The sequence below is a fragment of the Streptomyces sp. NPDC092952 genome, from assembly GCF_044754785.1.
Taxonomy (GTDB): Bacteria; Actinomycetota; Actinomycetes; order Streptomycetales; family Streptomycetaceae; genus Streptomyces.
In genome coordinates this window covers 381,388-405,853 of sequence record NZ_JBIVPT010000003.1, presented here as the reverse complement: position 1 = coordinate 405,853, position 24,466 = coordinate 381,388, and the positions used below count along the sequence as shown (strand labels likewise).

Genomic DNA, 24,466 nt, shown 5'->3' with positions numbered 1-24,466 from the left:
TACGGGAAGGGTTGTTTCGCAAAGGTCTCCGCGCCCCCGGGAGGGTTTATCGGTGTGATCCGGTCTCCCGCGGGCCGTTAGGATTTCGACCATGGCGGCCACTGGATCCGAGAAGCAAGGGGGCGACGGCGTGAAGAGTTTCTACGTCTCGACCCCCATCTACTACGTCAACGACGCTCCTCACCTGGGCCACGCCTACACGACCGTCGCAGGCGACGTGCTCACCCGCTGGCACCGCCAGCGCGGCGAGAAGGTGTGGTACCTCACCGGCACGGACGAGCACGGTCAGAAGATCATGCGCACGGCCGAGGCGAACGGCGTCACTCCGCAGGAGTGGTGCGACAAGCTCGTCGAGGAGGCGTGGAAGCCCCTCTGGGAGCACCTGAACGTCGCGAACGACGACTTCATCCGTACGACGGAGAAGCGCCACACCGACCGGGTGCAGGAGTTCGTGCAGGACCTGTACGACAAGGGCGACATCTACAAGGGCGGGTACGAGGGCCCGTACTGCGTGGGCTGCGAGGAGTACAAGCTCCCCGGCGACCTCATCGAGGACGAGAACGGCGTCAAGCTGTGCCCGGTGCACAAGAAGCCGGTGGAGATCCTCAAGGAGGAGAACTACTTCTTCAAGCTGAGCGCCTACGGCCCGAAGCTGATGGAGTTCTACGCCGAGAACCCGGGCTTCATCCAGCCCGAGTCCGCCCGCAACGAGGTCGTGAACTTCGTCAAGCAGGGCCTCCAGGACCTCTCGATCTCCCGCTCGACCTTCGACTGGGGCGTCCCGGTGCCGTGGGACGACAAGCACGTGATCTACGTGTGGGTCGACGCCCTCCTGAACTACGCCACGGCGGTCGGCTACGGCGCCAACCAGGAGAAGTTCGACGCGACGTTCCCCGCCGACGTGCACCTGATCGGCAAGGACATCCTCCGCTTCCACTCGGTGATCTGGCCCGCCATGCTGATGGCGCAGGGGCTGCCGCTGCCCGGCAAGGTCGTCGCCAACGGCTGGCTGATGGTCGGCGGCGAGAAGATGTCGAAGTCGAACCTGACCGGCATCAAGCCGCAGGACCTGACCTCGCACTTCGGCGTGGACGCGTACCGCTGGTACTTCCTGCGCGCCATCGCGTACGGCAACGACGGCTCGTTCTCCTGGGAGGACTTCGCCGCCCGCTACACCTCCGAGCTGGCCAACGACTACGGCAACCTCGCCTCGCGCGTCGCCGCCATGGTCGGCAAGTACTTCGGCGGGGAGCTGCCGGAGGCCACCGCCCCGGGCGACGCCGAGAAGGCCGTCCAGGAGGGTCTGGCGAAGGCCGTCGCCACCGCCGACGCGAAGATCGGCGAGGAGCTGGACTTCCAGGCGGGCATCCTGGCGATCTTCGACTTCGTGAAGCAGGTCAACGGCTACATCACGGAGCAGGAGCCCTGGAAGGTCGCCAAGGACGACTCGGCCGAGGGCCGGGCCCGCCTCGCGACGATCCTCTACACGGCCGCCGAGTCGCTGCGCGGTGTCGCGGTGCTGCTGAACGCGGTGATGCCGGAGACCTCGCAGAAGCTGTGGGACTCGCTGGGCGCCGAGGCGTCCCTGGGCGCCCTGGCCGACCAGCGCGTGCAGGACGCCGGCACCTGGGGCCGCCTCCCGGTGGGCGCCACGGTGACGAAGGGCGCGGTGCTGTTCCCGCGCCTGGAGGAGAAGCCCGCGTAGGGCCGCTCCTCTCCGTACGTACGTCGAAGGGCCGGACCCGGCAGAGGGTCCGGCCCTTCGGCGTGCGTCAGCGGACCCAGTTCTTCAGCGGCTCGGTGTCCAGCTCGATGCCCACCGGGTCGGGCAGTTCGACGGTCTTCCCGTACGGCACCGTCACCACGCACTCGTACCGCACCCCGTCGGGCTGCGAGTGCACCTTGACCTCGCAGGTGTCGCGGTCGATGAGCAGGTAGACGGGGATGCCGGTCTCGGCGTACGCGCGCGGCTTCTCGACCCGGTCCCGGCGGTCGGTGTCCTCGTCGTACGAGGTGACCTCGACGACCATCAGGACACCGGCGGGGTCGGCCCATTCTCCCTGGCCGACGAAGGTGCCGCTAGTGGCGAGCGCCCCATCGGGCCGGGCGTTCCCCCTGCGGTACGTCTCGATGCGCAGCCCCTGCTCGGCATAGAGCCAACGGCTGGGGTCAGCCTGCATGCACTGCCGGGTGAGCCATTCGATGATCCGCCCGTGGTCCCCGTCCGGCACTGCCTTGACCCCCATTTTCCCGTTCACGAACTCCAGACGCAGCGCTTCTTCCGCGCGTATGGCGTGGCGGGCGAGGTCCTCGAAGACCTCCTGGGTCAGCACATTCTCCTCAACCACGGTCATCACAGCCTCCTGGTACGGAAACGGGCTGCCATCAGCGTACGGGCCCGTTCCGTGCCCCGTTGTCGGTTCAGCGTTCCAGGCCCTCGGCGTCGCCCATGACGACGACGGGTTTCTTCGCCGGGTCCAGATCGGTCAGGAGTTCCCGCATGCGGTCGGCGGGGAGGGAGACGCAGCCCTGGGTGGGGCCGCCGTGGTCGACGTGGAGCCAGATGCCGCCGCCGCGTTCCTCGCCGAGGGGGCGGGTGCGGTCGAGGGGGGAGGTGTGCGGGGCGCGGTTGTAGTCGATGGCCACGACGTAGTCGAAGGCGCCTTCGAGGGGTTCGCCGTCGAAACCCTCGCCGTCGACCGTGAACAGCGGGTTGTGGTCGTAGGGGAAGGCCGTGCGGGGCGGGGTGAGGAGGCCGCCCGCGTAGGTGAGGCCGTAGACGCCGACCGGGGAGCGGAGGTCGCCCTGCTCGTGGCGGTCGGTCCAGCCGTCCAGGGCGTTGTGGGCGGGCCAGGGGCCGGTGGCGGGGCGCCAGCCCCGGGCCGGGTCGTCGCGGGTGTAGAGCACCGCGGTGGAGAGGCTGGAGTCGTAGTCGTCGCCGGTGACGACGAGGGCCTGGCGGGAGTCCGCCGGTATCCCGGCCCGGGTCCTGGGGCCCAGGCCGGGTATCTCGCGCGGGTGGACGCGCGGTGCGTGCGGTACGGGGGCGGCCCGTACGCGGGCCCGGCCGGGTGGGCCGCCGACGCCCGGGGAGGCCGCGGTGCCGGGCCGTACGGCGGGTCGGGTGGCGGCGGGGCCGGCGGCCGGGGTGGTGCCGCAGCCGGTGAGCAGGAGCAGGGCGGTGGCACAGGTGCCGATGCCTATGCCCAGGCCTATCCGGGCGGGGGGCGGGGTGCGCCGGTGGACCGGCGGACGGGACGGGGACACGGGGGCTCCTCGGCGTTCGCGGGTGGCGGCGGGTCCGGGCGGGCGATCACCGTCGCCGCCCTCGGCCGCCGCCCTCAGTCAACGCCGCGCCCCGCCGGGGCGAACCCGCACGAGGGCCATCCGGCGGTATCGCCCCGCCCTCCCCGGTGACGGCCCCTCACGCCGCCCCGCTCCCCGCCGCCGTCACCGCCCCAGGAACTCCGCGCAGCCCAGCGGCCCCAGCGGCTCGCCCTCGGACGGACGGAAGGTGACCCGGACGTCGTCGGCCCTGACCCTCGGGTCGAGCACCGACTGGGTACGGGCCAGGGTGCACACCAGCTGCCCGGTCGCCTGGTCGCGCCCCGACCCTCCGTACGGCCCCTCCGTCCGCACGGTGACCCGCTCGCCCGAGCCGGTCGCCGAGTAGCCGCCGAGGCGGACGAGGGAGACCAGCCCCTGGCCGGCGGGCGGCTCCGTCGCACCGAGCAGCTTCAGCACCCCGTTCAGGTCGTCGACCCGCTGGTCGATCAGCGGCACCGCGGTCAGCCCGCTCGGCGAGGCGAAGTACAGCCGCACTCCCCGGGTCAGCCCGGAGGCGGGCTCGCCCGCCTCCACCACCCCGGTCGGCTGGACCCCGCAGCCGGTCAGCGCGGCCACGCCCAGCACGGCGGCCGCCGCCGCTCGTCGCATCCTCATTCCGTCCCCTCCTCCGGTTCATCCGGTCCGGTGCGCCGCAGCGGCAGCCGGAGCGTGAACACCGCGCCGCGCGGCGGTTCCCCGGCCGCGTCCGCCACCTCGATCGTGCCGCCGTGCAGCCGGGCGTTCTCCAGCGCTATCGCCGTGCCGAGGCCGCTGCCCTGCCCGCCGTCATCGCCACCGTCGGCGGAACGGGTACGGGCCTCGTCCGCCTTGTAGAACCGGTCGAAGACCCGTCGTTCCGCGCCCGGCGGCAGCCCTGGGCCCCGGTCGGCGACCGACAGCACCGCCCACGGCGCACCGTCCGCGGCGCGGCACGTCCGCAGGGTGACCGTGACCGGCGGGGCGCCGTGCCGCAGCGCGTTGCCGACCAGGTTGGCGACGATCACGTCGACGCGGCGCCGGTCGACGACCGCCCGTACGCCCGTGTCCAGCTCCGTGCGGACCCGGTCGGTCCAGCCGCGCAGCGCCAGCGACGCCCGGACGGTGTCGGCGAGGTCGGTCTCCGCCGCGTTCAGCCGGGCCGCTCCGGCGTCGAAGCGGGAGATCTCCATCAGCTCCTCGACCAGCCGGGCCAGCCGGGCCGTCTCGGCGCCGACGGTCCGGGCGGCGCGGGCCGCGTCCGGGGGCAGCTGGTCGGCGTCCTCCTCCAGGACGGTCGCCACCATCGTCATCGCGGCGAGCGGGGTGCGCAGTTCGTGGGAGACGTCCGCCACGAAGCGGCGCGCCTTCGCCTCCTGTTCGCGCAGGTCGGCGTCGGACGCCTGGAGCGCGTCGGCGGTCTCGTTGAACGTCCGGGCCAGGTCGGCGAGTTCGTCGTGCCCGGTGACGGCGACCCGGCTGCCGAGGTCCCCGGCGGCCAGCTCACGGGTGGCCCGGCCCAGTCTGCGTACCGGCCGCAGCACCGTTCCCGCGGCCAGCAGCGCCAGGACGGCGGCCAGCACCACCACCGGCACGATCCCCGCCCGCACCGAGTCCAGCAGGGCGGCGGTGTCGTCGCGCTCGGCGCGCAGATCGGTGATCGCGTAGACCTCCAGGCCGGAGGCGGAGCGGTCCCCGTCCGCGTACGCCACCGGCATGCCGACCACCAGGTACGGCTCGTCCTGCCACCGCACCCGCTGGAACACCGCGTCGTCGCCGGTGCGGACGGCGGCGCGCAGCCCGGCGCCGATCCGGGACGCGGTGTCGGCGTACGGGTCGGAGGTGGCGGACAGGTCCCGGTAGCGGACGGCCACGATCCGGCCGCCGATGCCCTCGGAGACCCGGGCCGCGAACCGGTCCAGCGAGCGCTGGTCGGGCGGCAGGTCGAAGTCGGCGGCCACCGCCCCGACCCGCGCCCGGACGTCGTTGACGGCCGCGTTCTGGGTGCGCTGGAGGACGGCGGTGCGGGCCTCCCGGTAGGCGAGCGCGGTCGCGGTGACCGCGCTGATCAGCGCGACGGCGACGAAGGTGGCGACCAACCGGGTGCGCAGCCCGCCGACCGGATGCCGGGCGCGTGTCCGGGTTCGTTGCCGGTTCACAGCGGACCGAAGCGGTAGCCGAAGCCGCGTACGGTCTGGACGTAGCGGGGCCTGGCCGGTACGTCCTCCAGCTTGGCGCGGAGCCGGCCGACCGCCGCGTCCACCAGCCGGGAATCGCCCAGGAAGGTGTGGTCCCAGACGGATTCGAGGAGCTGCTCCCGGCTGAGGACCTGGCCCGGGGAGGCCGACAGCTCCAGCAGCAGCCGCAGTTCGGTGGGCGGCAGCGGGACCGGTACGCCGTGTTTGGTGACGGTCAGCCCGAGCCGGTCGATCACCAGCCCGGCGAGGTCACCGGGCCGGTGCGCCGGTGCCGAGGGTTCGGCGCGGCGCAGCGCGGCCCGGATGCGGGCCTCCAGGACGGGGGCGGTGACGGGTTTGACGACGTAGTCGTCGGCGCCCGCCTCCAGCCCCGTCACGATGTCGTGGTCGTCGCCGCGCGCGGTCAGCATGATGACCGGCAGGGTCGCCGAGCGGGCGCGGATGCGGCGGCACACCTCGAAGCCGTCCATGCCGGGCAGCATCAGGTCGAGCACGGCCAGTTCGATCCGGGCGCCTTCCTCGCCGGTGAGGGCGGCCAGGGCCTGTTCGCCGGTGGCGGCGGTCGACACCCCGTACCCGTGCCGGCGCAGCACCAGCTCCATCCCGTCCCGTACGGACGCGTCGTCCTCGATGAGCAACACATGCGGCATGGGGCCGATTATGTGCATGCCCGGGGCCGTTCCGTCCGGGGTCCGAGGGGACGAACGCGCAGGCCGGGGGCATTGTTACGTTCCCATCATGTGGCCATGGACGGGCCGTCATCCGCGACGGCCAACGTGCCGTGCATGAACCTTTCCCACCGGAAGACCACCCGGACCGTCCGGACCACCCGGAGCCCCCGGACCACCGCCCGGCTCCGGGTCGCCGCGCTCGTGGCGCTGCCCGTGCTCGCCCTCTCCGTCGGCTGCGGTGGCGGGGACGACGGAGCGGAGGGCACGCGGAGCGAGGCGGTCGCCGACGTGCCGGACGGCCCGAAGACCTCCTCCCCGCAGGAGACCGACAAGGCGAGCGCGCCGCCCGCCGGCAAGAGCGCGTTCTACGACGCCCAGGTCAAGTACGTCCAGTGCATGCGCGCCAAGGGCGGTTACCCGGACTTCCCCGACCCCAGGCTCAGCGGGCACCTCGACTGGGACAAGGTCAACGAGATCGGTTCCCAGCCCGGCCGCAACGAGGGCATCAAGGGCGGCAAGGACGGTGCCTGCGTGCCCGAGCTCAGGGCCGCACTGGACGCCGAACCCAAGCGCGACCAGCAGAAGTCCTACGAATCGATGCTGGCGCACGCCACGTGCATGCGGGACCACGGCGTCTCCCGGTTCACCAATCCGACGATGAGCGGCGGCATCGCCCAGCCCGGCGGCGACCCCAACCCGGCGTCCCCGAGCATCGACTCGGATTCGCCGACGTACAAGAAGGCCCGCGAGGCGTGCCGGACGAAGCTGCTCGACGGTCTGGACGGCATGCAGTGAGGCGCTCGACCCTGCTGCTCGCGCTCGGCGCGGTGGCGGTGGCCGCCGCCGTCACCGGGGGGTGGCTGTTCCTCGGCGGCGGCGACGCCGGTGCCACCCGCCGGGGCGGCGACCTGCCGCCCGCCACCACGGCCGTGGCCCGCGCCGACCTCGTACGGTCCACCACCGTCGACGGCACCCTCGGCTTCGCCCGGCGCCGTGCGGTCAAGTCCGCCGTCGAGGGCACCGTGACCGTGGCCGCCGCCGAGGGCCGCACCCTGAACAGGGGACAGGCGCTGTACGAGCTGAACGACAAGCCCGTCACCCTGCTCTACGGACCGGTCCCGATGTTCCGCGAGATGAAGCTCGGCGACCGGGGCAGCGACGTGCTCCAGCTGGAGCGCAACCTGCGCGACCTGGGGTACGGGGCCGGGCTGTACATCGACGTCCGGTACGACGCGGCCACCGAGGCCGCCGTGAAGCAGTGGCAGAAGTCGCTGAACCGGGAGCCCACCGGCCGGGTCGGCCAGGGGGACGTGGTCTTCCAGCCCGGCCCGGTCAAGGTGGTCTCCGCCGACGCGGCGCTCGCCGACCGGGTCGGCCCGGACGGGGCGGTCCTGACGATCGCCTCCACCGACCCGGTCGTCCGGGCCGAGCTGGACCGGAGCGAGGCCGCGCTCGCCGCACGCGGCGCCCGGGTCGAGGTCACCCTGCCCAGCGGGAAGACCGAGGGCGGCCGGGTCACCGGGACGGCACGCCCCGGGGAGTCCGGGGAGGCGGAGGACCAGGGGGCCGGGGACGGTGTCGTCGTCGAGATCTCCCTCGACGGCGGGGCGCGCGCGGTCAAGGGCGAGGACCCCAAGGCCCCTGCGAGCGTGAAGTTCGTCAGCGAGGAGCGCAAGGGGGTGCTCGCGGTCCCGGTCGAGGCGGTCGTGGCGCTGCGCGGCGAGAACGGCGGCTACGGGCTCCAGGTCGTCGAGGGCGCCACGTCACGGATGGTGCGGGTGGAGACGGGCATGACCGCCGACGGGCTGATCGAGGTCAGCGGGCCGGACGTGCGCGCCGGCCTGAAGGTCGGTGTGGCCGCCTCATGAGCCCCGTACCGACAAGCGGACCGGTCCCCGGGCCGGCAGACGGTCCGGTCCCCGCGTCCCCGCCCGTCGACGCGTCCTCCGCCCCGGTCGTCGAACTGCGCGGCGCCACCAGGACGTACCCCGGCGGCGTCCACGCCCTGCGCGGGGTGGACCTCACCGTCGAGCGGGGCGAGCTGCTCGCCGTCGTCGGCCCGTCCGGCTCCGGCAAGTCCACCGTGCTCAACCTCATGGGCACCCTCGACCGGCCCACCACGGGCACGGTCCGGATCACCGGCCACGACGTGTCCCGGCTCCCCGACTCCCGGCTCTCCGCCCTGCGCTCCCGCCACATCGGCTTCGTCTTCCAGCACTTCCACCTGGCGGCGGGGCGCGACGCGGTGGAGAACGTCGCGGACGGGCTGCTCTACGCGGGCGTCCCGCCCAGGGAACGCCGGGCCCGGGCCCGGGAGGCGCTGGCCCGGGTACGGCTGGACCACCGTCGCTCGCACACCCCCGACCAGCTCTCCGGCGGCGAGAAGCAGCGGGTGGCCATCGCCCGCGCCGTGGTGGGGGCGCCCACCCTGCTGCTGGCGGACGAGCCGACCGGGGCCCTGGACACCGCGTCCGGCGCCATCGTCATGGAGCTGCTGCACGAGCTGAACGCGGCGGGCACCACGGTCTGCGTGATCACCCACGACAACGAGATCGCGGACGCGCTGCCGCGCCGGGTCCGCTTCAGGGACGGCCGGATCGTCTCGGACCAGCGCTCGGCGGCCGCGCCCGCACCGCCCTCGCGCCCGGAGGAGGCTGTTTCATGAGGCAGGATCTCCGGCCCGCCCGCCTCGCCCCGGGCGATGTGCTCCGGGTCGGCGCGGTCGGGCTGCGCGCCCGACGGGCCCGGGTGGTGCTCTCGGCGCTCGGTATCGCCATCGGGATCGCCACGATGGTCGCGGTGGTCGGGCTCTCCGAGTCGAGCCGCGCGGACCTGATGGCCCGGCTCGACCGGCTCGGCACCAACCTCCTCACCGCCGAGGCCGGCAAGGACGCGGAGGGCGGCAGGCTCAAGCTGCCCAAGAACGCGGTCGCGATGGTCGAGCGGATCGGCCCGGTGCGCCAGGCCACGGCCTCCGCCGACGTGGACGCCCGTATCCGCCGCAGCGACGTGGTCCCCGAGGAGCGCACTGCGGGCGTCACCGCCCAGGCGGTGCGGACCGATCTGCTGGCCGCGCTCGGCGGCGAGGTGCGCACGGGCCGCTGGCTCGACCGGGCCGGGGAGCGGCTCCCGGTGACGGTGCTCGGCGCGGTGGCCGCGGAACGTCTCGGGGTCACCCGGCCCGGCGAGACGATCATGATGAACGACGTCCGGGTGGTCGTCGTCGGCGTCCTCCAACCGCTGGACCTCGTCCCCAACCTGGACCGGGTGGCCATGGTCGGGTTCCCCGCCGCCGAGCGCTGGTTCGGCTTCGACGGCCACCCCACCACCGTCTTCGAGCGCTCCACCGACGAATCCGTGGCGGACGTACGAGCGGTCCTGGGCCGCACCCTCAACCCCGGCGACGGGGCGGGCGTCCAGGTCTCCCGGCCCTCGGACGCGCTGGCCGCCAAGGCCGCCACCGACGCGGGGCTGACCCGGCTGATGCTCGCCCTGGGGGCGGTGGCGCTGCTGGTCGGCGGGGTCGGCGTGGCCAACACCATGGTCGTCTCCGTGCTGGAGCGCCGCCGGGAGATCGGCCTGCGCCGGGCGCTGGGCGCGACCCGGGGCGCGATCCGGCTCCAGTTCGTCACGGAGTCGCTGCTGCTGTCGGCGCTGGGCGGGACGGCGGGCGCGCTGCTGGGCTCGGCGGCCACCTTCGGTTTCGCCCGGGTCCAGGGGTGGACGGCGGTGGTCCCGCCCTGGGCCCTGGCGGGCGGGCTGGCCGCCACCCTGGTGATCGGCGTGATCGCCGGTCTGTACCCGGCGGTCCGGGCCGCCCGGCTCGACCCGACGACCGCGCTGAACGCGGCGTAACGGCACAGCGGCACAGCGGCACCGGGTGCGTGCCCGGCGCCCGATACGCGAACATCCCCCGGCCGACCCCGGCCGGGGGATGTTTCACGTGGAACAGTGGGGCGGCAGAGGCCGGACTACTTCTCCGTCTTGGCCTCGTCCTTGCCCTTCGCCGCCGCCACCGGCTTGCGGAGCTGGATGTTCAGCTCGCGCAGCCGCGACTCGTCCAGCTCGGTCGGCGCGCCCATCATCAGGTCCTGGGCGTTGCCGTTGAGCGGGAAGGCGATCGTCTCGCGGATGTTGGGCTCGTCGGCGAGCAGCATCACGATGCGGTCGACGCCCGGGGCGATGCCGCCGTGCGGCGGGGCGCCGAGCCGGAAGGCGCGGAGCATGCCCGCGAACTCGTGCTCGACGGTCTCGCGGTCGTAACCGGCGATCTCGAACGCCTTGAGCATGACGTCGGGCTCGTGGTTCCGGATGGCGCCGGAGGACAGCTCGATGCCGTTGCAGACGATGTCGTACTGCCAGGCGAGGATGTCCAGCGGGTCCTTCTCCTCCAGGTCCTTCATGCCGCCCTGGGGCATCGAGAAGGGGTTGTGGGAGAAGTCGATCTTGCCGGTCTCCTCGTCCTTCTCGTACATCGGGAAGTCGACGATCCAGCAGAACCGGAAGACGTCCTCCTCGAAGTGGCCGGCCCGCTTGGCGGCCTCGACGCGGACGGCGGACATGATCTTGGAGACCTCGTCGAACTCGCCCGCGCCGAAGAAGACGGCGTGGCCCGGCACCAGCGAGAGGCGCTCGGTGAGGGTCTTGACGTCCGTCTCGGTGAGGAACTTGGCGATCGGTCCGGCCAGCGCGCCGTCCTCGCCGACGCGGACCCAGGCCAGGCCCTTGGCGCCGTGCTGGACGGCGTAGTCGCCGAGGCCGTCGAAGAACTTCCGGGACTGGCCCGCGGTGTCCGGGACCGGGAGGGCGCGGACGTGCTTGCCGGCGAAGGCCTTGAACTCCGAGTCGGCGAAGACGTCGGAGATGTCGACCAGCTCCAGCTTGGCGCGCAGGTCGGGCTTGTCGTTGCCGTACTTCAGCATCGACTCGCGGAACGGGATGCGCGGGAACGGCGAGGTGACGTGGCGGCCGTTGCCGAACTCCTCGAAGAGCTCGGTCATCAGCTTCTCGATCGGCTGGAAGACGTCCTCCTGCTCGACGAACGACATCTCGACGTCGAGCTGGTAGAACTCGCCGGGCGAACGGTCGGCGCGGGCGTCCTCGTCGCGGAAGCAGGGCGCGATCTGGAAGTAGCGGTCGAAGCCGGAGATCATCAGCAGCTGCTTGAACTGCTGCGGCGCCTGGGGCAGGGCGTAGAACTTGCCCGGGTTGAGGCGGGACGGCACGACGAAGTCACGGGCGCCCTCGGGGGAGGTCGCGGTGAGGATCGGCGTCGCCATCTCGTTGAAGCCGAGGGCCACCATCTTGGCGCGGATCGCGGCGATGACCGCCGAGCGCAGCATGATGTTGCGGTGCATGCGCTCGCGGCGCAGGTCGAGGAAGCGGTACTCCAGGCGCCGCTCCTCGTTGACCCCGTCCTCGGTGTTGATCGTGAAGGGCAGCGGGGCGGCCTCGCCCAGCACCTCGACCTCGGTGACCTCGATCTCGATCTCGCCGGTCGGGAGCTCCGGGTTGACGTTGTCGGCGCCGCGCGCGGAGACCTTGCCGTCGATCCGGACGACGGTCTCCTTGGTGAGCTTCGCCAGCGCCTCGTTGCCGGGGGTGCCCGGGCGGGCGACGAGCTGCACCAGACCGTAGTGGTCGCGCAGATCGATGAAGAGGATGCCGCCCAGGTCTCGGCGATTGTGCAGCCAGCCGCTGAGTCGGACGTCGGTGCCGACGTCAGAGGCGCGGAGCTCGCCGCAGGTGTGGGACCTGTACCGATGCATCGTCGTTCATCCAGTCTTCGCGGTTCGGGGTGGCTTACAGCCATCCCAGGCTACCGCCCGCGCCGGAACCGAATCATTGACATTGACGCTTCACGGTCCCCCGGCGGCCCCCGCCCGGGCACCCACGGTGGCATCCGAAGCATAAATATTCTTAAAGTAGGGCAATGCGCACCGAGGATGTCCTGGCCACGACCGGTACCGGCCTGTGGAGCTGGGACAACGGCGCCGGGACCGTCACGCTCGACGCGGAGGCCGCCCGGCTGCTGGCGCTGCCCGCCGCGGCCGGCGTCTTCCGCGAGTCCGCGGTGCGCTCCCGTTTCCACCCCGTCGACTGGAACGAGATCTACGGCGTGGTCAGCCTCGCCCGCGCCGAGGGCACCCTCGCCGAGGCCCGGCTGCGGATCGTGGACGCCGAGGGCCGGGTGCTGCGTACGGTGCGCAGCCGCTCCCGGCCGCTGCCCGCGGCCGACCGGGACTACGTGCTGGTCGGCACGCTCCAGGAGGTGCCCGAGCCGCAGTCCGGCACCACCGGCGCGCCCGTCACCGTCACCGGCGACTGGCGCCGTTCCCGCGAGGCGTTCCTGCTGGACGCCGGGCGGGCGCTGGCCGAGGCCAGGTCGACCGAGGAGGTGCTGCGGGTCGCCTCCTCGCTCTCCATGCCGGGCTTCTCGCCGGACGGGCTCGCGGTCTTCGGCGTCGCGGGCGACCGGCTGACGATCGTCGGGCACCACGGACACGGCATCGGCGACGAGGGACCGTTCACCGACATGCCGCTGGAGACCGACTATCCGGCCGCCGAGGTCGCACGGACCGGGCGGGCGATCTATCTGCCCTCGCCCGAGGAGTACAGCCGCCGCTACCCCGCCACCTGGCCGCTCGCCAGCCGGTTCGGCCGCCGCTCCTGGGCCTTTCTGCCGCTGATCGTCGCGGGGCGCACGATGGGTGCCTGGATGGCCGGGTTCAAGCACCCGGTGTCGTTCTCGCCGGACGAGCGCTCGGTGCTGACGACCGTGGCCCGGATGCTCGCGCAGGCGCTGGCCCGGGCCGGGGTCGCCGAGACGGAGCGGGAGCTGTCGCTGGGGCTCCAGCGCTCGATGATGCCGAGGCTCATCCCGGAGATCCCCGGGATGACGGTCGCCGCCCGCTACATCCCGACCGGCGGCGGGCTCCAGGTCGGCGGCGACTGGTACGACATGATCCCGCTCCCCAACGGCCGCGTCGCCCTCGTCATCGGCGATGTCCAGGGCCACGACGTACGGGCCGCCGGGCTGATGGGCCAGCTGCGGATCGCCCTGCGCGCGTACGCCTCCGAGGGGCACCGCCCGGACGCGGTGCTCGCCCGCGCCTCGCGCTTCCTCTCCGGGCTCACGGACGCGTACGAGGACGGCACGGCGCCCGGCCCCCGCTTCGCCACCTGCCTGTACGCCGAGGTCGACCCGGCGACCGGCACCCTCGACATCGCCCGCGCCGGCCACCCCGACCCGGTGGTGACCACCGCCGACGGGACCGCGATGATCCGGCAGACCGAGGGCGGGCTGCCGCTCGGCGTCGAGGAGGACGCCGACTACCCGACGAGCCGGATCACCCTGGGGACCGGCGAGACGATCATGCTCTGCACCGACGGGCTGATCGAGACCGGCGGCCACGACATGTTCTCCGGCTGGGACCGGCTGCGCCCGGTCCTGGAGGAGCACCCGGCCGATCTGGAGAAGCTGGCGGACGCCCTGGTCCAGACGGTGCACGGACCCGCCTCGCACTACACCACGGGCCCGCTCTCGGACCGCCGGGAGGACGACGTCGCGCTGCTCCTGCTGCGGCGGGACGGCGGCGGCACCGGGCGCCCGGCGACGGCCCGGCGCACCGCGCTGACCATCGCGCAGGCCCAGCCGGAGCGGATCGCCGCGGCCCGGCGGCAGCTGCGGGACCTGCTGCACGACTGGGCTGATCCGGAGCAGGTCGACTCGGCGGTGCTGATGATCTCCGAGATGGCCACCAACGTCCTGGTCCACACGGACGGCGACGCGCTGATGCTCGCCCAGGCGACGGGGGAGCACGGCGGGCGGCTGCTGCGCGTGGAGGTGTCCGACGGCAGCGACGAGCTGCCGCACAAGCGGCGCCCGGGGGAGATGGCCTCCAGCGGCCGGGGGCTGGTGCTGATGGAGATGCTCGCCGACGCGTGGGGAGTGGACCCGCGGGGGGCGGGCAAGTCGATCTGGTTCGAGCTGCACGAGTCGCCCCCGGGCACCGGACCGGCCGAACCGGGGACCCCGGAGGCCCTGGAGACCCCGGGGGCCTGACCCCTCACTCCTCCTCCGGCGCGGCCGCCCCCCGGAACCCGTCGCGCAGCTCCCCGAGGATGCCGAAGGCCGCCGCGCAGAGCGGCACCGCGAGCAGCATGCCCAGCAGCCCGGCCACGCTGGCCCCCGCGGTGAGCGCGATCATGATCATGGCGGGGTGCATCTGCACCGTACGGCTCTGGATCACCGGCTGGAGCACGTGCCCCTCCAGCACCTGCACCGCGAGCACCACCCCCAGCGCCCAGAGCGCGATCACGAACCCCCGGTCGGCGAGCGCGACCAGCACCGCGACGGTGCCCGAGACGAAGGCCCCGAGGTACGGGATGTAGGCCCCGACGAAGACCAGCGCCCCGAGCCCCACCGCACCGGGCACCCGCAGGACCAGCAGGCCCACGGTGATGCAGACGGCGTCGATCAGCGCGATGAACGTGGTGCCCCGCATGAAGCCCTCGACGGCCTCGAAGGCCCGCCGCCCCATCGCCTCCACCAGTTCGCCGGTGCCGCGCGGGGCGATGGAGTGGGCGAGGTCGCGGGCCCGGTCGGAGTCGCGCAGGAAGAAGAAGGTCAGCAGCAGGGCGAGGACGCTGGTGGCGGCGAGGGTGCCGATCAGGCTGATCCCGGAGAGCAGTCCGCCCGCGGCGCTCGCGCCGAACTTCTCGAAGAGCTTCTGCCCGCCCCTCGCGAGGTCGTCCACGTCGGTGTTCTTCCCGATCCCGAAGTGGTCGACGACCCAGTGGGCGGCGTCCTTCAGCGAACGGACGATCTGGTCACCGCTGTCGATGAGCGCGGTGACGACGATGTACCCGGCACCGCCGACCACCGCGACGAGCAGGACGCAGGTGAGCCCGGCGGCGAGCGAGCGCCGCACCCCCCGGTCGGTCAGCCAGCGGTGCACCGGGCCGAGCAGCGCCGTCCCGAGCAGCGCGAGCAGCACCGGGGTGACCGCCGTCTTCAGCGTCACGCACAGCCAGACGGCCACCGCGGCGACCCCGGCGACCAGGAGCACCACACCGCACCAGGCGGCCGTGCGGCGCGCGGCATCGGGCAGGAGGGGCTTGTCGTTCCGCACCCTCCCACCCGATCACGGCGCGGGCGGCCTGTCCCGCCCGCGCCGCCGGACGGGTGACGAACCGTCACCCGCCCTCCGGCTCACATTCCGTGGACCGCGGGCACGGTGCCGAGGCGGCCGGCCTGGAAGTCCTCGAAGGCCTGCTTCAGCTCGGCCTGGCTGTTCATCACGAACGGCCCGTAGTGCGCCATCGGCTCCCGGATCGGACGGCCGCCGAGGAGCACGACCTCCAGGTCCGGGGTGTGGCCGTCCTGCTTCTCGTCCGCCCGGACGGTCAGCGCGGAACCGGCGCCGAAGACGGCGGTCTGCCCGAGGTGGACCGGGCGGCGCTCCGCGCCGACGGTGCCGCGTCCGGCCAGCACGTAGGCGAGGCCGTTGAAGTCCTCGCGCCACGGCAGGGTCACCTCGGCGCCGGGGCGCACGGTGGCGTGGATCATCGTGATCGGCGTGTGGGTGATGCCGGGGCCCTCGTGCCCGTCGAGCTCACCGGCGATGACGCGGAGCAGCGCGCCGCCGTCCGGGGAGGCGAGCAGCTGGACCTGGCCGCCGCGGATGTCCTGGTAGCGCGGGTTCATCATCTTGTCGGCCTTGGGCAGGTTCACCCAGAGCTGGAGGCCGTGGAAGAGGCCGCCCGACATGACCAGCGACTCCGGCGGGGCCTCGATGTGCAGCAGACCCGAGCCGGCGGTCATCCACTGGGTGTCACCGTTCTGGATGGTGCCGCCGCCTCCGTTGGAGTCCTGGTGGATGAAGCTGCCGTCGATCAGGTACGTCACGGTCTCGAAGCCGCGGTGCGGGTGCCAGGGCGTGCCCTTCGGCTCGCCCGCCGCGTACTCCACCTCACCCATCTGGTCCATCATGATGAACGGGTCGAGGTACTTGTAGTTGATGCCGGCGAACGCCCGGCGCACCGGGAAGCCCTCGCCCTCGAATCCGCTCGGCGCCGTGGTGACGGCGAGCACGGGACGGTCCGTCGCGTCGCCCGGGGCGGCGACCTTGGGCAGGGTCAGCGGGTTTTCGACAGTCACTGCGGGCATGGGGGCCACCTCCGGGGGATTGTTCTGCCTTCAATTTAGTTGAATGGTGAACATCTTGCAAGGCTCAATCCATTTCCGGCCCCGCCGGGCCCGCTCCCGGCAGCCGCCCCTCACCCGCCCGGAGCAACGCGAAGGGGCCCGCACCGTCGGGTGCGGGCCCCTTCCGAAGCCGGGAAGACCGGGAGCTCAGCCGTACATGCGGCGCATCGCGAAGTCGACCATCTGCTCCACGGCCTTCGCGTCGAAGACCATGCGGTGCTCGCCCTCCATGTCGAGGACGAAGCCGTAGCCGGTCGGCAGCAGGTCGATCACCTCGGCCCCGGTGATCACGAAGTACTTGGACTCCTTGCCCGCGTACCGCCGCAGCTCCTTGAGCGTGGTGAACATCGGGATCACCGGCTGCTGCGTGTTGTGCAGCGCCAGGAAGCCCGGATTGTCGCCACGCGGGCAGTAGACCTTCGACGTCGCGAAGATCTGCTGGAAGTCCTCGGCGGAGAGCGAGCCGGTGGTGAAGGCCCGGACCGCGTCGCCCAGGGACGGCGGCGAGGGCTCGGGATACAGCGGCTGCTCGCCGTAGCCGCCACCCATCTGCTGCTGTGCACCCGGGTTCTGGTCGTAGCCGTACATGCCGCAAAGAGTAATCGGACACATCGGGGGCTTGAGGGGTTGCGCCTTATTACTGGCGGGTAGCATCATCGTAGAGGTCAGCTGATATGCGCCTCGCCAGCTTGTCGCCAGCTCGTCGCCCGCCCGGCCCGCACCCCCTTCCCCGGGGGCGCCGTGCGCCACTGCTATTGATTACGGAGCCTTCCATGGGGCACTACAAGTCGAATCTCCGCGACATCGAGTTCAACCTCTTCGAGGTCCTCGGTCGCGACAAGACGTACGGCACCGGCCCGTTCGCCGAGATGGACGTCGAGACGGCGAAGAGCATCCTCGACGAGGTCGCCCGTCTCGCGGAGAACGAGCTGGCCGAGTCCTTCGCGGACGCCGACCGCAACCCGCCGGTCTTCGACCCCGAGACCAACACGGCCCCGGTCCCGGAGACCTTCAAGAAGTCGTACCAGGCGTTCATGGACTCCGAGTACTGGCGCCTGGGCCTGCCCGAGGAGATCGGCGGCACCACCTCGCCGCGCTCCCTGATCTGGGGCTACGCGGAGCTGCTGCTCGGCGCGAACCCGGCCATCTGGATGTACTGCTCCGGCCCGGCGTTCGCCGGCATCCTCTTCGAGGAGGGCAACGAGGCGCAGAAGAAGATCGCCGAGATCGCCGTCGAGCGCCAGTGGGGCTCGACGATGGTGCTGACCGAGCCGGACGCCGGTTCTGACGTCGGCGCGGGCCGCACGAAGGCCGTCGAGCAGGAGGACGGCTCCTGGCACATCGAGGGCGTGAAGCGCTTCATCACCTCGGGCGAGCACGACATGTCCGAGAACATCATCCACTACGTGCTGGCCCGCCCCGAGGGCGCCGGACCCGGCACGAAGGGCCTCTCGCTCTTCATGGTCCCGAAGTTCCACTTCGACTGGACCACCGGCGAGCTGGGCGAGCGCAACGGCGTGTACGCGACCAACGTCGAGCACAAGATGGGCCTCAAGGCGTCCAACACGTGCGAGATGACCTTCGGCGACAAGCACCCCGCCAAGGGCTGGCTGATCGGCGACAAGCACGACGGCATCCGCCAGATGTTCCGCATCATCGAGTTCGCCCGCATGATGGTCGGCACGAAGGCCATCGCGACCCTGTCGACCGGCTACCTGAACGCGCTGGAGTACGCCAAGGAGCGCGTCCAGGGCTCGGACCTGTCGCAGTTCATGGACAAGACCGCCCCCAAGGTCACCATCACGCACCACCCCGACGTGCGCCGCTCCCTCATGACGCAGAAGGCGTACGCGGAGGGCATGCGCTCCCTGGTGCTGTACACCGCCTCCGTCCAGGACGCGATCCAGGAGAAGGAGGCCGCGGGCGAGGACGCCAAGGCGCTGCACGGCCTCAACGACCTGCTGCTCCCGATCGTGAAGGGCTACGGCTCCGAGAAGTCCTACGAGCAGCTGGCGCAGTCGCTCCAGACCTTCGGCGGCTCCGGGTACCTCCAGGAGTACCCGATCGAGCAGTACATCCGCGACGCCAAGATCGACACCCTCTACGAGGGCACCACGGCGATCCAGGGCCAGGACTTCTTCTTCCGGAAGATCGTCCGCGACCAGGGCGCCTCGCTGAACACCCTCTCCGAGGAGATCAAGAAGTTCCTCGCCGGCGCCCAGGGCAACGAGGAGCTGGCCGGTGCGCTGGACTCGCTCGCCAAGGCCGCCGTCGACCTGGAGGCGATCGTCGGCACGATGATCACCGACCTCACCGCGACCGGCGAGGACGTCAAGAACATCTACAAGGTGGGCCTCAACACCACCCGCCTGCTGATGGCCTCCGGCGACGTCGTCGTCGGCTACCTGCTCCTCAAGGGCGCGGCCGTCGCCACCGAGAAGCTGCGCGACGCCTCCCCGAAGGACGTGGCCTTCTACCAGGGCAAGATCGCCGCCGCGAAGTTCTTCGCCGCGAACGTCCTGCCGGGCCTCGCGACCGAGCGCGCGCTCGCCGAGTCCGTCGACAACTCCGTGATGGAACTGGACGAGGCCGCGTTCTGATTCCGCTTCCGCGGGGTTTTCCGCTCCCGCGGGGCTTCTGTACCACCGCGCACCGCCGCCCGGGCACGTTCCCGGGCGGCGGTGCCGTCGTACCGGTGCCGGGGGCGCCCCGGACGGCCGGGCCCAGGATCGGGCGGCGATGATCGAGCTGAGGGGGAAATCGCTCGTGGACGGCAGGGATTTCGGCACCGGTACGCGCTTCGGCGGTACGGGGTTCGGCGGTACGGGCTTCATGGGTGGGCGGCGGGGGCCGGGAATCCTGGCTGCCGGGACGGCCGTGCTGCTGCTCGCGGGCTGCGGGGGCGGGGGCGGGGACGCCAAGGCCACGGCGCTCGACCGGAAGCAGGTCGCCTCGGTGCTGCCCGACGCGAAGGCCGTACCGGGCTGGCGGAACTACATGAAGCCGGATGCCCAGGAGCCGGTCCCGGACTACCCGCCGTCGGTCTGCCGGGTCGGCCCGAAGGACAAGCGGGAGGCCGCCTGCAAGGAGGTCGCCTTCTGGGGCACCTCGTCCTTCGCGCACGAGCCGGACGGCACCACGCTGAACTTCTGGGCCCTCGCCTACAAGGACGAGAAGGCCGCGGACACCGCGTACGACCTCCTGGCCGGATGGTACGGCGGGGACCGGGTCGGGGTGGGCGCGAAGGAGGTGGACCTCGGCGGCACCGGCGCCGAGCGCGAGGCCAACCGCGCCGAGGTCGGCGCCATGGGCGGACCGGGCACGATCGCGCAGGTGCGGGTCGGAACCACGGTCCTCGGCATCAGCACCGGCACCCAGGGGAAGACCGTGATCCCGGACGAGCGGGTCAGGGCCTTCGCGGCCACGTTCGCCGAGCGCGCACAGCAGGCCCAGGACGGCGACAGGCCGACGGCGGCCGTTCCGAAGGGCTGAAGGGACGCCCGGCGGGCAGCGGCACCGGTGACGGCCCGGTACCGACCGCGTCCTCAGCCAGTGACAGCGGTGCGGGCGGCCCGGCCGGTCTCGTTACAGTGAGGAACATGAGTTCCTCCCTCCGCTTCGACCGCGGGCACACCGACGACCTGATGGCCTTCCTGATGGCCTCTCCCTCCCCGTACCACGCCGTGGCCACCGCTGCCGCCCGGCTGGAGGCGGCCGGGTTCCGGCAGGTCGAGGAGACCGCGGCCTGGGACGGGAGCAGCGGCGGCAAGTACGTGCTGCGCGGCGGCGCGATCGTGGCCTGGTACGTGCCGGAGGGCGCGGCGGCGCACACCCCGTTCCGGATCGTCGGGGCGCACACCGACTCGCCGAACCTGCGGGTCAAGCCGCTCCCCGACATCGGGGCGCACGGCTGGCGGCAGGTCGCCGTGGAGGTCTACGGCGGAACGCTCCTCAACACCTGGCTCGACCGCGACCTCGGCCTCGCCGGCCGGATCTCGCTGCGCGACGGCACGCACCGGCTGGTCAACGTCGACCGCCCGCTGCTGCGCGTACCGCAGCTGGCCGTGCACCTGGACCGGTCGGCCAACGCGGACGGGCTCAAGCTCGACCGGCAGAAGCACATGCAGCCGATCTGGGGGCTCGGGGACGTCGAGGAGGGCGACCTCATCCGCTTCGTCGCCGCCGAGGCCGGTGTCGACGCCGCGGACGTGACCGGCTGGGACCTCATGCCGCACGCCGTCGAGGCCCCCGCCTACCTGGGCCGGGACCGCGAGCTGCTGGCCGGGCCCCGGATGGACAACCTGCTCTCCGTGCACGCCGCGACCGCCGCGCTCGGCGCCGTCGCCGGACAGCCGGACGAGTCGCTGCCGTACATCCCGGTGATGGCCGCCTTCGACCACGAGGAGACCGGCTCGCAGTCCGACACCGGCGCGGACGGCCCGCTGCTCGGCACGGTGCTGGAACGCTCCGTCCTGGCCCGCGGCGGTACGTACGAGGACCGGGCCCGCGCCTTCGCCGGGACCGTCTGCCTCTCCTCCGACACCGGCCACGCGATCCACCCCAACTACGCCGAGCGCCACGACCCGACCCACCACCCGGTGGTCAACGGCGGGCCGATCCTCAAGGTCAACGTCAACCAGCGGTACGCGACCGACGGCAGCGGCCGGGCCGTGTTCGCCGAGGCGTGCCGGAAGGCGGGCGTGCCGTGGCAGAACTTCGTCTCCAACAACTCGATGCCCTGCGGCACCACGATCGGTCCGATCACCGCCGCCCGGCACGGGATCCAGACCGTGGACATCGGCGTCGCGATCCTGTCGATGCACAGCGCCCGTGAGCTGTGCGGGGTGGACGACCCGTATCTGCTGGCCAACGCGGTGGCGGCGTTCATGGCGGGCTGATCCGCCCGCCCCCGGGCCGTCCGGTGGGGCGCCGTCCGCCGTGGCGGCCGGGCGCCCCACCGATCGGGTTCGACCCGTCGCCGACCCCCTGGCACCCCCGATATCCTGGGACTTTCGCCGTGCCCGGCCCCGGGCGCATCCCGCCCGGAAGGGAATCCGCCCGTGGAGTTCCGGCTGCTCGGCACCGTCTCGGTCGACACGTTCACCGGACCGCTGCCGCTCGGCCCCGCCAAGCGCCGCAGCCTGCTCGCCGCGCTGCTGCTGTCGGCGAACACCCCCGTCTCCATCGCCCGGCTGATGGACTCGCTCTGGGACGACACCCCGCCCCTGCACGCCCGCAGCGTCATCCAGGGCCATGTGTCCCGGCTGCGTGCCCTGCTGGTCGGCGCGGACGCGGAGGCGTACGGGGTGGAGCTGGTCACACTCGGCGACGCGTACGTGCTGCGGCTCCCGGAGACCCTGCTGGACGCGCAGCGCTTCGAGGAACTGCTGACCCTGGCCCGGGAGCAGCGCAGCCCGGCCGACGCGGTGCTGATGCTGAAGGAGGCGCTGTCCCTGTGGCAGGGTCCGGCGCTCAGCGGCGCGTTCACCGGCCGCCCGCTCCAGGCCGCCGCGCACTCCCTGGAGGAGTCCCGGCTCGCGACGGTCGAGCAGCTGGCGAGCGCCTACGGCGAGCTGGGGGAGAACAACCGGGCGGCGGCGGTGCTGCGGGCGGAGGCCGTCGCGCACCCGATGCGGGAGTCGCTGGCCGCGGCCCTGATGACGGCGCTCTACCGGGCGGGGCGCCAGTCGGAGGCGCTGGACTGGTTCCACCGTACGCGGCGGCTGCTCGCCGATGAGCTGGGCATCGACCCCGGGCACGAGCTGGCCGACGCGTACGCGCTGATCCTGCGCGGCGACCCCGGTCCGGACACCGGCACGGGGCGCGGCCGGAACACCCCCGCCGGGCAGGGCGCTCCGGCGCACGGCCCGGCCCGGGGCGGCACCGCGAACGGCTCCGCCGGGAACGGGGCCCGGGGCACCGGCGGGCCCGCGAACGGGAGTGCCCGGAACGGGGCCGTGCCCGCTGCCCCCTCCCGCCCGGACGCGGGGCGCCCGGTGCCCGACCGTTCGGCGGCCGACCGGCCGTTCGCGACGGGACCGGCTCCCGCCTCCGGACCGGCACCCGCGTCCGTCGCGGCGTCCCCGCCCCCGCCCGCCGCCGGGTCGGCGTTCCGGCCGCTCCCCGTGCCGGGCCTGGTCGGTGATCCGCACCCCACGGACCTGATGCCCCGCTCCCCCCGCGGCTTCCAGGGGCGGACCGCCGAGCTGGCCGCGCTCACCCGGGCCGCGGCGGGCGAGGCCCCGGTCTGTCTGGTCACCGGCCCGGCCGGGGTCGGCAAGACCGCGCTGGCCCTCCAGTGGGCGCACCGCAACGCGGCCGCCTTCCCGGACGGGCGGCTCTTCGCCGATCTGCGCGGCTTCGGCGACACCGGCGAACCCGCGCTCGTCGAGGTGCTCCGCGAGTTCCTGCTGGCGCTCGGGGTCCCGCCGCGCCGCGTCCCGGAGTCCGCGGCGGCCGCCGCGGCGCTCTTCCGTTCGCTGACCGACCGGCGCCGACTGCTCGTCGTGCTCGACAACGCCCGCCACTCCGCCATCGTCCGGCCGCTGCTGCCGGGCGGCACCGACTGCGTCACGCTGGTGACCAGCCGGAACCGGCTGGAGGGCCTCATCGCCTCGGACGCGGCCCGCCCCGTACCGCTCGACGTGCTCGAACCCGCCGACAGCACGGCCCTGCTGGCCGGTGTCCTCGGCGAGGACCGGGTGCTCGCCGAACCGGTCGCGGCCCGGCGGCTCGCCGAGCTCTGCGGCGGGCTGCCGCTCGCCCTGCGGGTCACCGCGGCCCGGCTGGCCGGGCGCCCGAACCGGACGCTGGCCGGGATCGCCGACGAACTGGCCGACGAGCGCAGCCGGCTGGCCTATCTCGACGTGGACGACACCGGTGTCTCCGCCGCGCTCCGGCTGACCGTGCAGCAGCTGCCGCAGGATGCCGTCCACCAGCTCGCCCGGCTCGGCCACCACCCCGGCGGCCACTTCGACCCGTACACGGCCGCCGCGCTCGCCGGTACCGACCCGGTCGTCGCGGCGGCGACGCTGGAGCGGCTCGCCGCCGCCCATCTCGTCGCCGAGGTGGCGCCCGGACGCTGGGTGCTGCACGACCTGATACGGCTCTACGCCCGCGCCATGGACCCGGAGGGCGGGGCCGCCTCGCTCGTCGGCGTGCTCGACCACTACATCGCCACCGCGCTCGCCGCCGCCGACACCGCCGAGCCGGGCGGCGAGCCCTGCTTCGTCCTGCCGGAGGACTTCCTCCGTCCGCGCGCCGTGCGGGACTTCGTCGACCGGGCGGAGGCCATGGGCTGGCTGGCGGCCGAGCGCGACGACCTGGCGCTGGCCGCCGTCGCCGCCCGGACCGCCGGGTTCCACGACCGGGCGTGGCGGATCATCCTGCTCCAGTGGCCGCAGGTGGTGTGGCGGGTGCGGGACAGCTGGTCCCCACTGCTGGAGCTGGCGCTGGACTCCGCCCGCACCGAGCGGGACACGTACGCCGAGTCGCGGGTGCTGAACCTGCTGGGCTGGGTGCTGACCGAGGAGGGCCGGACCTCCGAGGCCGTCGCCCTGCTGGAGCGTTCGCCCGGTCTGGCCCGGCAGGCCGGTGACCGGCTCGGCGAGGCGACCGCGCTGATCAACCTGGCCGTCGTCCAGGCGGAGCTGGGGGAGCTGGGACCGGCCCTGGAGGGGTGCGAGCAGGCCGTCGGGCTGGCCCGTGCGGAGCGGGACGCGCACACCGAGATGCTGGCCCTCCAGCACCTCGCCCGGATGCAGCTGACCGCGAACCTGCCGCGCGAGGCCCTCGCGTCCACCCGGACCGCGCTCGACCTGGGGCCGGAGCAGGAAGAGGTCGCCCGCAGGGTGCTGCTGCTGACCACCAGCGGCGAGGCCCGGCTGGCGCTCGGCGAGGAGGACGAGGGCATCCGGCTGCTGGACGCGGCGGCGGCGGAGGCGGAGCGGACCGGTTACGACGAGGGCGCGGTCCAGGCCCTCCAGGCGCTGCTGCGGGTCACGGCGGAGCCGGGGTACCGCAAGCGGCACGAGGAAGCGGTGCAGCGCCTCACCGAAAGCGGCTGACCACGCCCCGTCGGCCGG

Annotated in this window: 19 protein-coding genes; 10 read left to right on the top strand and 9 right to left on the bottom strand. The window is 73.0% G+C overall.

The annotated features are described in order from the left end of the window. Window positions 1-91: 91 nt before the first annotated feature. On the top strand, window positions 92-1,705 hold the full coding sequence (gene metG, locus ACIQGQ_RS09620; RefSeq protein WP_402392809.1) for a methionine--tRNA ligase: 1,614 nt from the start codon (window positions 92-94) through the stop codon (window positions 1,703-1,705). A 67-nt stretch (window positions 1,706-1,772) separates the two neighbouring features. On the opposite strand, the gene ACIQGQ_RS09615 is transcribed toward metG, so the two are convergent. From ACIQGQ_RS09615 to ACIQGQ_RS09595, 5 genes are all read right to left on the bottom strand, one after another. Beyond that, window positions 1,773-2,354, bottom strand: a complete 582-nt coding sequence (locus ACIQGQ_RS09615; RefSeq protein ID WP_402392807.1) for a Uma2 family endonuclease — start codon at window positions 2,352-2,354, stop codon at window positions 1,773-1,775. Between the two features lie 67 nt (window positions 2,355-2,421). Then, entirely contained in the window at window positions 2,422-3,216 is a 795-nt protein-coding gene (locus ACIQGQ_RS09610; protein WP_402393423.1) for a L,D-transpeptidase family protein, read from the bottom strand. 234 nt (window positions 3,217-3,450) lie between these two features. Continuing rightward, window positions 3,451-3,942 (bottom strand): hypothetical protein, encoded by a 492-nt coding sequence (locus ACIQGQ_RS09605; RefSeq protein WP_402392804.1) that lies wholly within the window; start codon window positions 3,940-3,942, stop codon window positions 3,451-3,453. Continuing rightward, a complete protein-coding gene (locus tag ACIQGQ_RS09600; RefSeq protein WP_402392801.1) occupies window positions 3,939-5,462 on the bottom strand; it encodes an ATP-binding protein in 1,524 nt (507 codons plus the stop codon). Before ACIQGQ_RS09600 ends, ACIQGQ_RS09605 begins: the two co-directional genes overlap by 4 nt. Continuing rightward, the gene (locus ACIQGQ_RS09595) at window positions 5,459-6,151 is read right to left on the bottom strand and encodes a response regulator (RefSeq protein ID WP_402392799.1); all 693 of its coding nucleotides are present in this window, start codon (window positions 6,149-6,151) and stop codon (window positions 5,459-5,461) included. The genes ACIQGQ_RS09600 and ACIQGQ_RS09595 overlap by 4 nt, the downstream gene beginning before the upstream one ends. A 135-nt stretch (window positions 6,152-6,286) precedes the next feature. Here ACIQGQ_RS09595 and ACIQGQ_RS09590 point away from each other — a divergent pair, with 135 nt between their 5' ends. The 4 genes from ACIQGQ_RS09590 to ACIQGQ_RS09575 are packed head-to-tail and all read left to right on the top strand — an operon-like array spanning window position 6,287 to window position 10,027. Further along, window positions 6,287-6,967: a hypothetical protein gene (locus tag ACIQGQ_RS09590; RefSeq protein ID WP_402392796.1), complete on the top strand. Its 681-nt coding sequence runs from the start codon at window positions 6,287-6,289 to the stop codon at window positions 6,965-6,967. Beyond that, window positions 6,964-8,040, top strand: coding sequence for a peptidoglycan-binding protein (locus tag ACIQGQ_RS09585; RefSeq protein WP_402392794.1), 1,077 nt, complete (start codon window positions 6,964-6,966; stop codon window positions 8,038-8,040). Before ACIQGQ_RS09590 ends, ACIQGQ_RS09585 begins: the two co-directional genes overlap by 4 nt. Then, window positions 8,037-8,837, top strand: a complete 801-nt coding sequence (locus tag ACIQGQ_RS09580) for an ABC transporter ATP-binding protein (protein WP_402392791.1) — start codon at window positions 8,037-8,039, stop codon at window positions 8,835-8,837. The genes ACIQGQ_RS09585 and ACIQGQ_RS09580 overlap by 4 nt, the downstream gene beginning before the upstream one ends. Then, a complete protein-coding gene (locus ACIQGQ_RS09575; RefSeq protein WP_402392789.1) occupies window positions 8,834-10,027 on the top strand; it encodes an ABC transporter permease in 1,194 nt (397 codons plus the stop codon). Before ACIQGQ_RS09580 ends, ACIQGQ_RS09575 begins: the two co-directional genes overlap by 4 nt. Window positions 10,028-10,143: 116 nt before the next feature. On the opposite strand, the gene aspS is transcribed toward ACIQGQ_RS09575, so the two are convergent. After that, window positions 10,144-11,940 carry an aspartate--tRNA ligase gene (gene aspS / locus ACIQGQ_RS09570; protein WP_402392787.1) on the bottom strand — a complete coding sequence of 599 codons (1,797 nt, stop codon included), beginning with the start codon at window positions 11,938-11,940 and terminating at the stop codon, window positions 10,144-10,146. Window positions 11,941-12,104: 164 nt separating this feature from the next. On the opposite strand from aspS, the gene ACIQGQ_RS09565 reads away from it, so the two are divergent. Continuing rightward, window positions 12,105-14,237, top strand: coding sequence for a SpoIIE family protein phosphatase (locus ACIQGQ_RS09565; RefSeq protein ID WP_402392784.1), 2,133 nt, complete (start codon window positions 12,105-12,107; stop codon window positions 14,235-14,237). A 4-nt stretch (window positions 14,238-14,241) separates the two neighbouring features. Here the strand turns inward: ACIQGQ_RS09565 and ACIQGQ_RS09560 are convergent, their stop codons facing one another. The 3 genes from ACIQGQ_RS09560 to ACIQGQ_RS09550 all read right to left on the bottom strand — a co-directional run bounded on the left by ACIQGQ_RS09560 (window position 14,242) and on the right by ACIQGQ_RS09550 (window position 16,970). Further along, window positions 14,242-15,306 (bottom strand): AI-2E family transporter, encoded by a 1,065-nt coding sequence (locus tag ACIQGQ_RS09560; protein ID WP_402392782.1) that lies wholly within the window; start codon window positions 15,304-15,306, stop codon window positions 14,242-14,244. 80 nt (window positions 15,307-15,386) lie between these two features. Then, window positions 15,387-16,343, bottom strand: a complete 957-nt coding sequence (locus tag ACIQGQ_RS09555; protein WP_352274146.1) for a pirin family protein — start codon at window positions 16,341-16,343, stop codon at window positions 15,387-15,389. 186 nt (window positions 16,344-16,529) lie between these two features. Beyond that, window positions 16,530-16,970: an SseB family protein gene (locus tag ACIQGQ_RS09550; protein ID WP_148836880.1), complete on the bottom strand. Its 441-nt coding sequence runs from the start codon at window positions 16,968-16,970 to the stop codon at window positions 16,530-16,532. A gap of 185 nt (window positions 16,971-17,155) precedes the next feature. Between ACIQGQ_RS09550 and ACIQGQ_RS09545 the strand changes: the two genes are divergently transcribed. The 4 genes from ACIQGQ_RS09545 (at window position 17,156) to ACIQGQ_RS09530 (ending at window position 24,448) form a co-directional block, all read left to right on the top strand. Further along, window positions 17,156-18,982, top strand: coding sequence for an acyl-CoA dehydrogenase (locus ACIQGQ_RS09545; RefSeq protein WP_402392779.1), 1,827 nt, complete (start codon window positions 17,156-17,158; stop codon window positions 18,980-18,982). A gap of 139 nt (window positions 18,983-19,121) precedes the next feature. Continuing rightward, the gene (locus tag ACIQGQ_RS09540) at window positions 19,122-19,874 is read left to right on the top strand and encodes a hypothetical protein (RefSeq protein WP_402392776.1); all 753 of its coding nucleotides are present in this window, start codon (window positions 19,122-19,124) and stop codon (window positions 19,872-19,874) included. 107 nt (window positions 19,875-19,981) lie between these two features. Continuing rightward, window positions 19,982-21,280: a M18 family aminopeptidase gene (locus tag ACIQGQ_RS09535; RefSeq protein ID WP_402392773.1), complete on the top strand. Its 1,299-nt coding sequence runs from the start codon at window positions 19,982-19,984 to the stop codon at window positions 21,278-21,280. 162 nt (window positions 21,281-21,442) lie between these two features. After that, complete coding sequence (locus tag ACIQGQ_RS09530) at window positions 21,443-24,448, top strand: BTAD domain-containing putative transcriptional regulator (RefSeq protein WP_402392770.1); 3,006 nt, start codon at window positions 21,443-21,445, stop codon at window positions 24,446-24,448. Window positions 24,449-24,466 lie beyond the last annotated feature (18 nt).

Coding starts and splice junctions, on each gene's coding strand:
- ACIQGQ_RS09575 (WP_402392789.1), top strand. CDS start 8,834: ATGAGGCAGGATCTCCGGCCCGCCCGCCTCGCCCCGGGCGATGTGCTC.
- ACIQGQ_RS09565 (WP_402392784.1), top strand. CDS start 12,105: ATGCGCACCGAGGATGTCCTGGCCACGACCGGTACCGGCCTGTGGAGC.
- ACIQGQ_RS09595 (WP_402392799.1), bottom strand. CDS start 6,151: ATGCCGCATGTGTTGCTCATCGAGGACGACGCGTCCGTACGGGACGGG.
- ACIQGQ_RS09550 (WP_148836880.1), bottom strand. CDS start 16,970: ATGTACGGCTACGACCAGAACCCGGGTGCACAGCAGCAGATGGGTGGC.
- aspS (WP_402392787.1), bottom strand. CDS start 11,940: ATGCATCGGTACAGGTCCCACACCTGCGGCGAGCTCCGCGCCTCTGAC.
- ACIQGQ_RS09540 (WP_402392776.1), top strand. CDS start 19,122: ATGATCGAGCTGAGGGGGAAATCGCTCGTGGACGGCAGGGATTTCGGC.
- ACIQGQ_RS09535 (WP_402392773.1), top strand. CDS start 19,982: ATGAGTTCCTCCCTCCGCTTCGACCGCGGGCACACCGACGACCTGATG.
- ACIQGQ_RS09545 (WP_402392779.1), top strand. CDS start 17,156: ATGGGGCACTACAAGTCGAATCTCCGCGACATCGAGTTCAACCTCTTC.
- metG (WP_402392809.1), top strand. CDS start 92: ATGGCGGCCACTGGATCCGAGAAGCAAGGGGGCGACGGCGTGAAGAGT.
- ACIQGQ_RS09555 (WP_352274146.1), bottom strand. CDS start 16,343: ATGCCCGCAGTGACTGTCGAAAACCCGCTGACCCTGCCCAAGGTCGCC.
- ACIQGQ_RS09580 (WP_402392791.1), top strand. CDS start 8,037: ATGAGCCCCGTACCGACAAGCGGACCGGTCCCCGGGCCGGCAGACGGT.
- ACIQGQ_RS09590 (WP_402392796.1), top strand. CDS start 6,287: ATGAACCTTTCCCACCGGAAGACCACCCGGACCGTCCGGACCACCCGG.
- ACIQGQ_RS09615 (WP_402392807.1), bottom strand. CDS start 2,354: ATGACCGTGGTTGAGGAGAATGTGCTGACCCAGGAGGTCTTCGAGGAC.
- ACIQGQ_RS09605 (WP_402392804.1), bottom strand. CDS start 3,942: ATGAGGATGCGACGAGCGGCGGCGGCCGCCGTGCTGGGCGTGGCCGCG.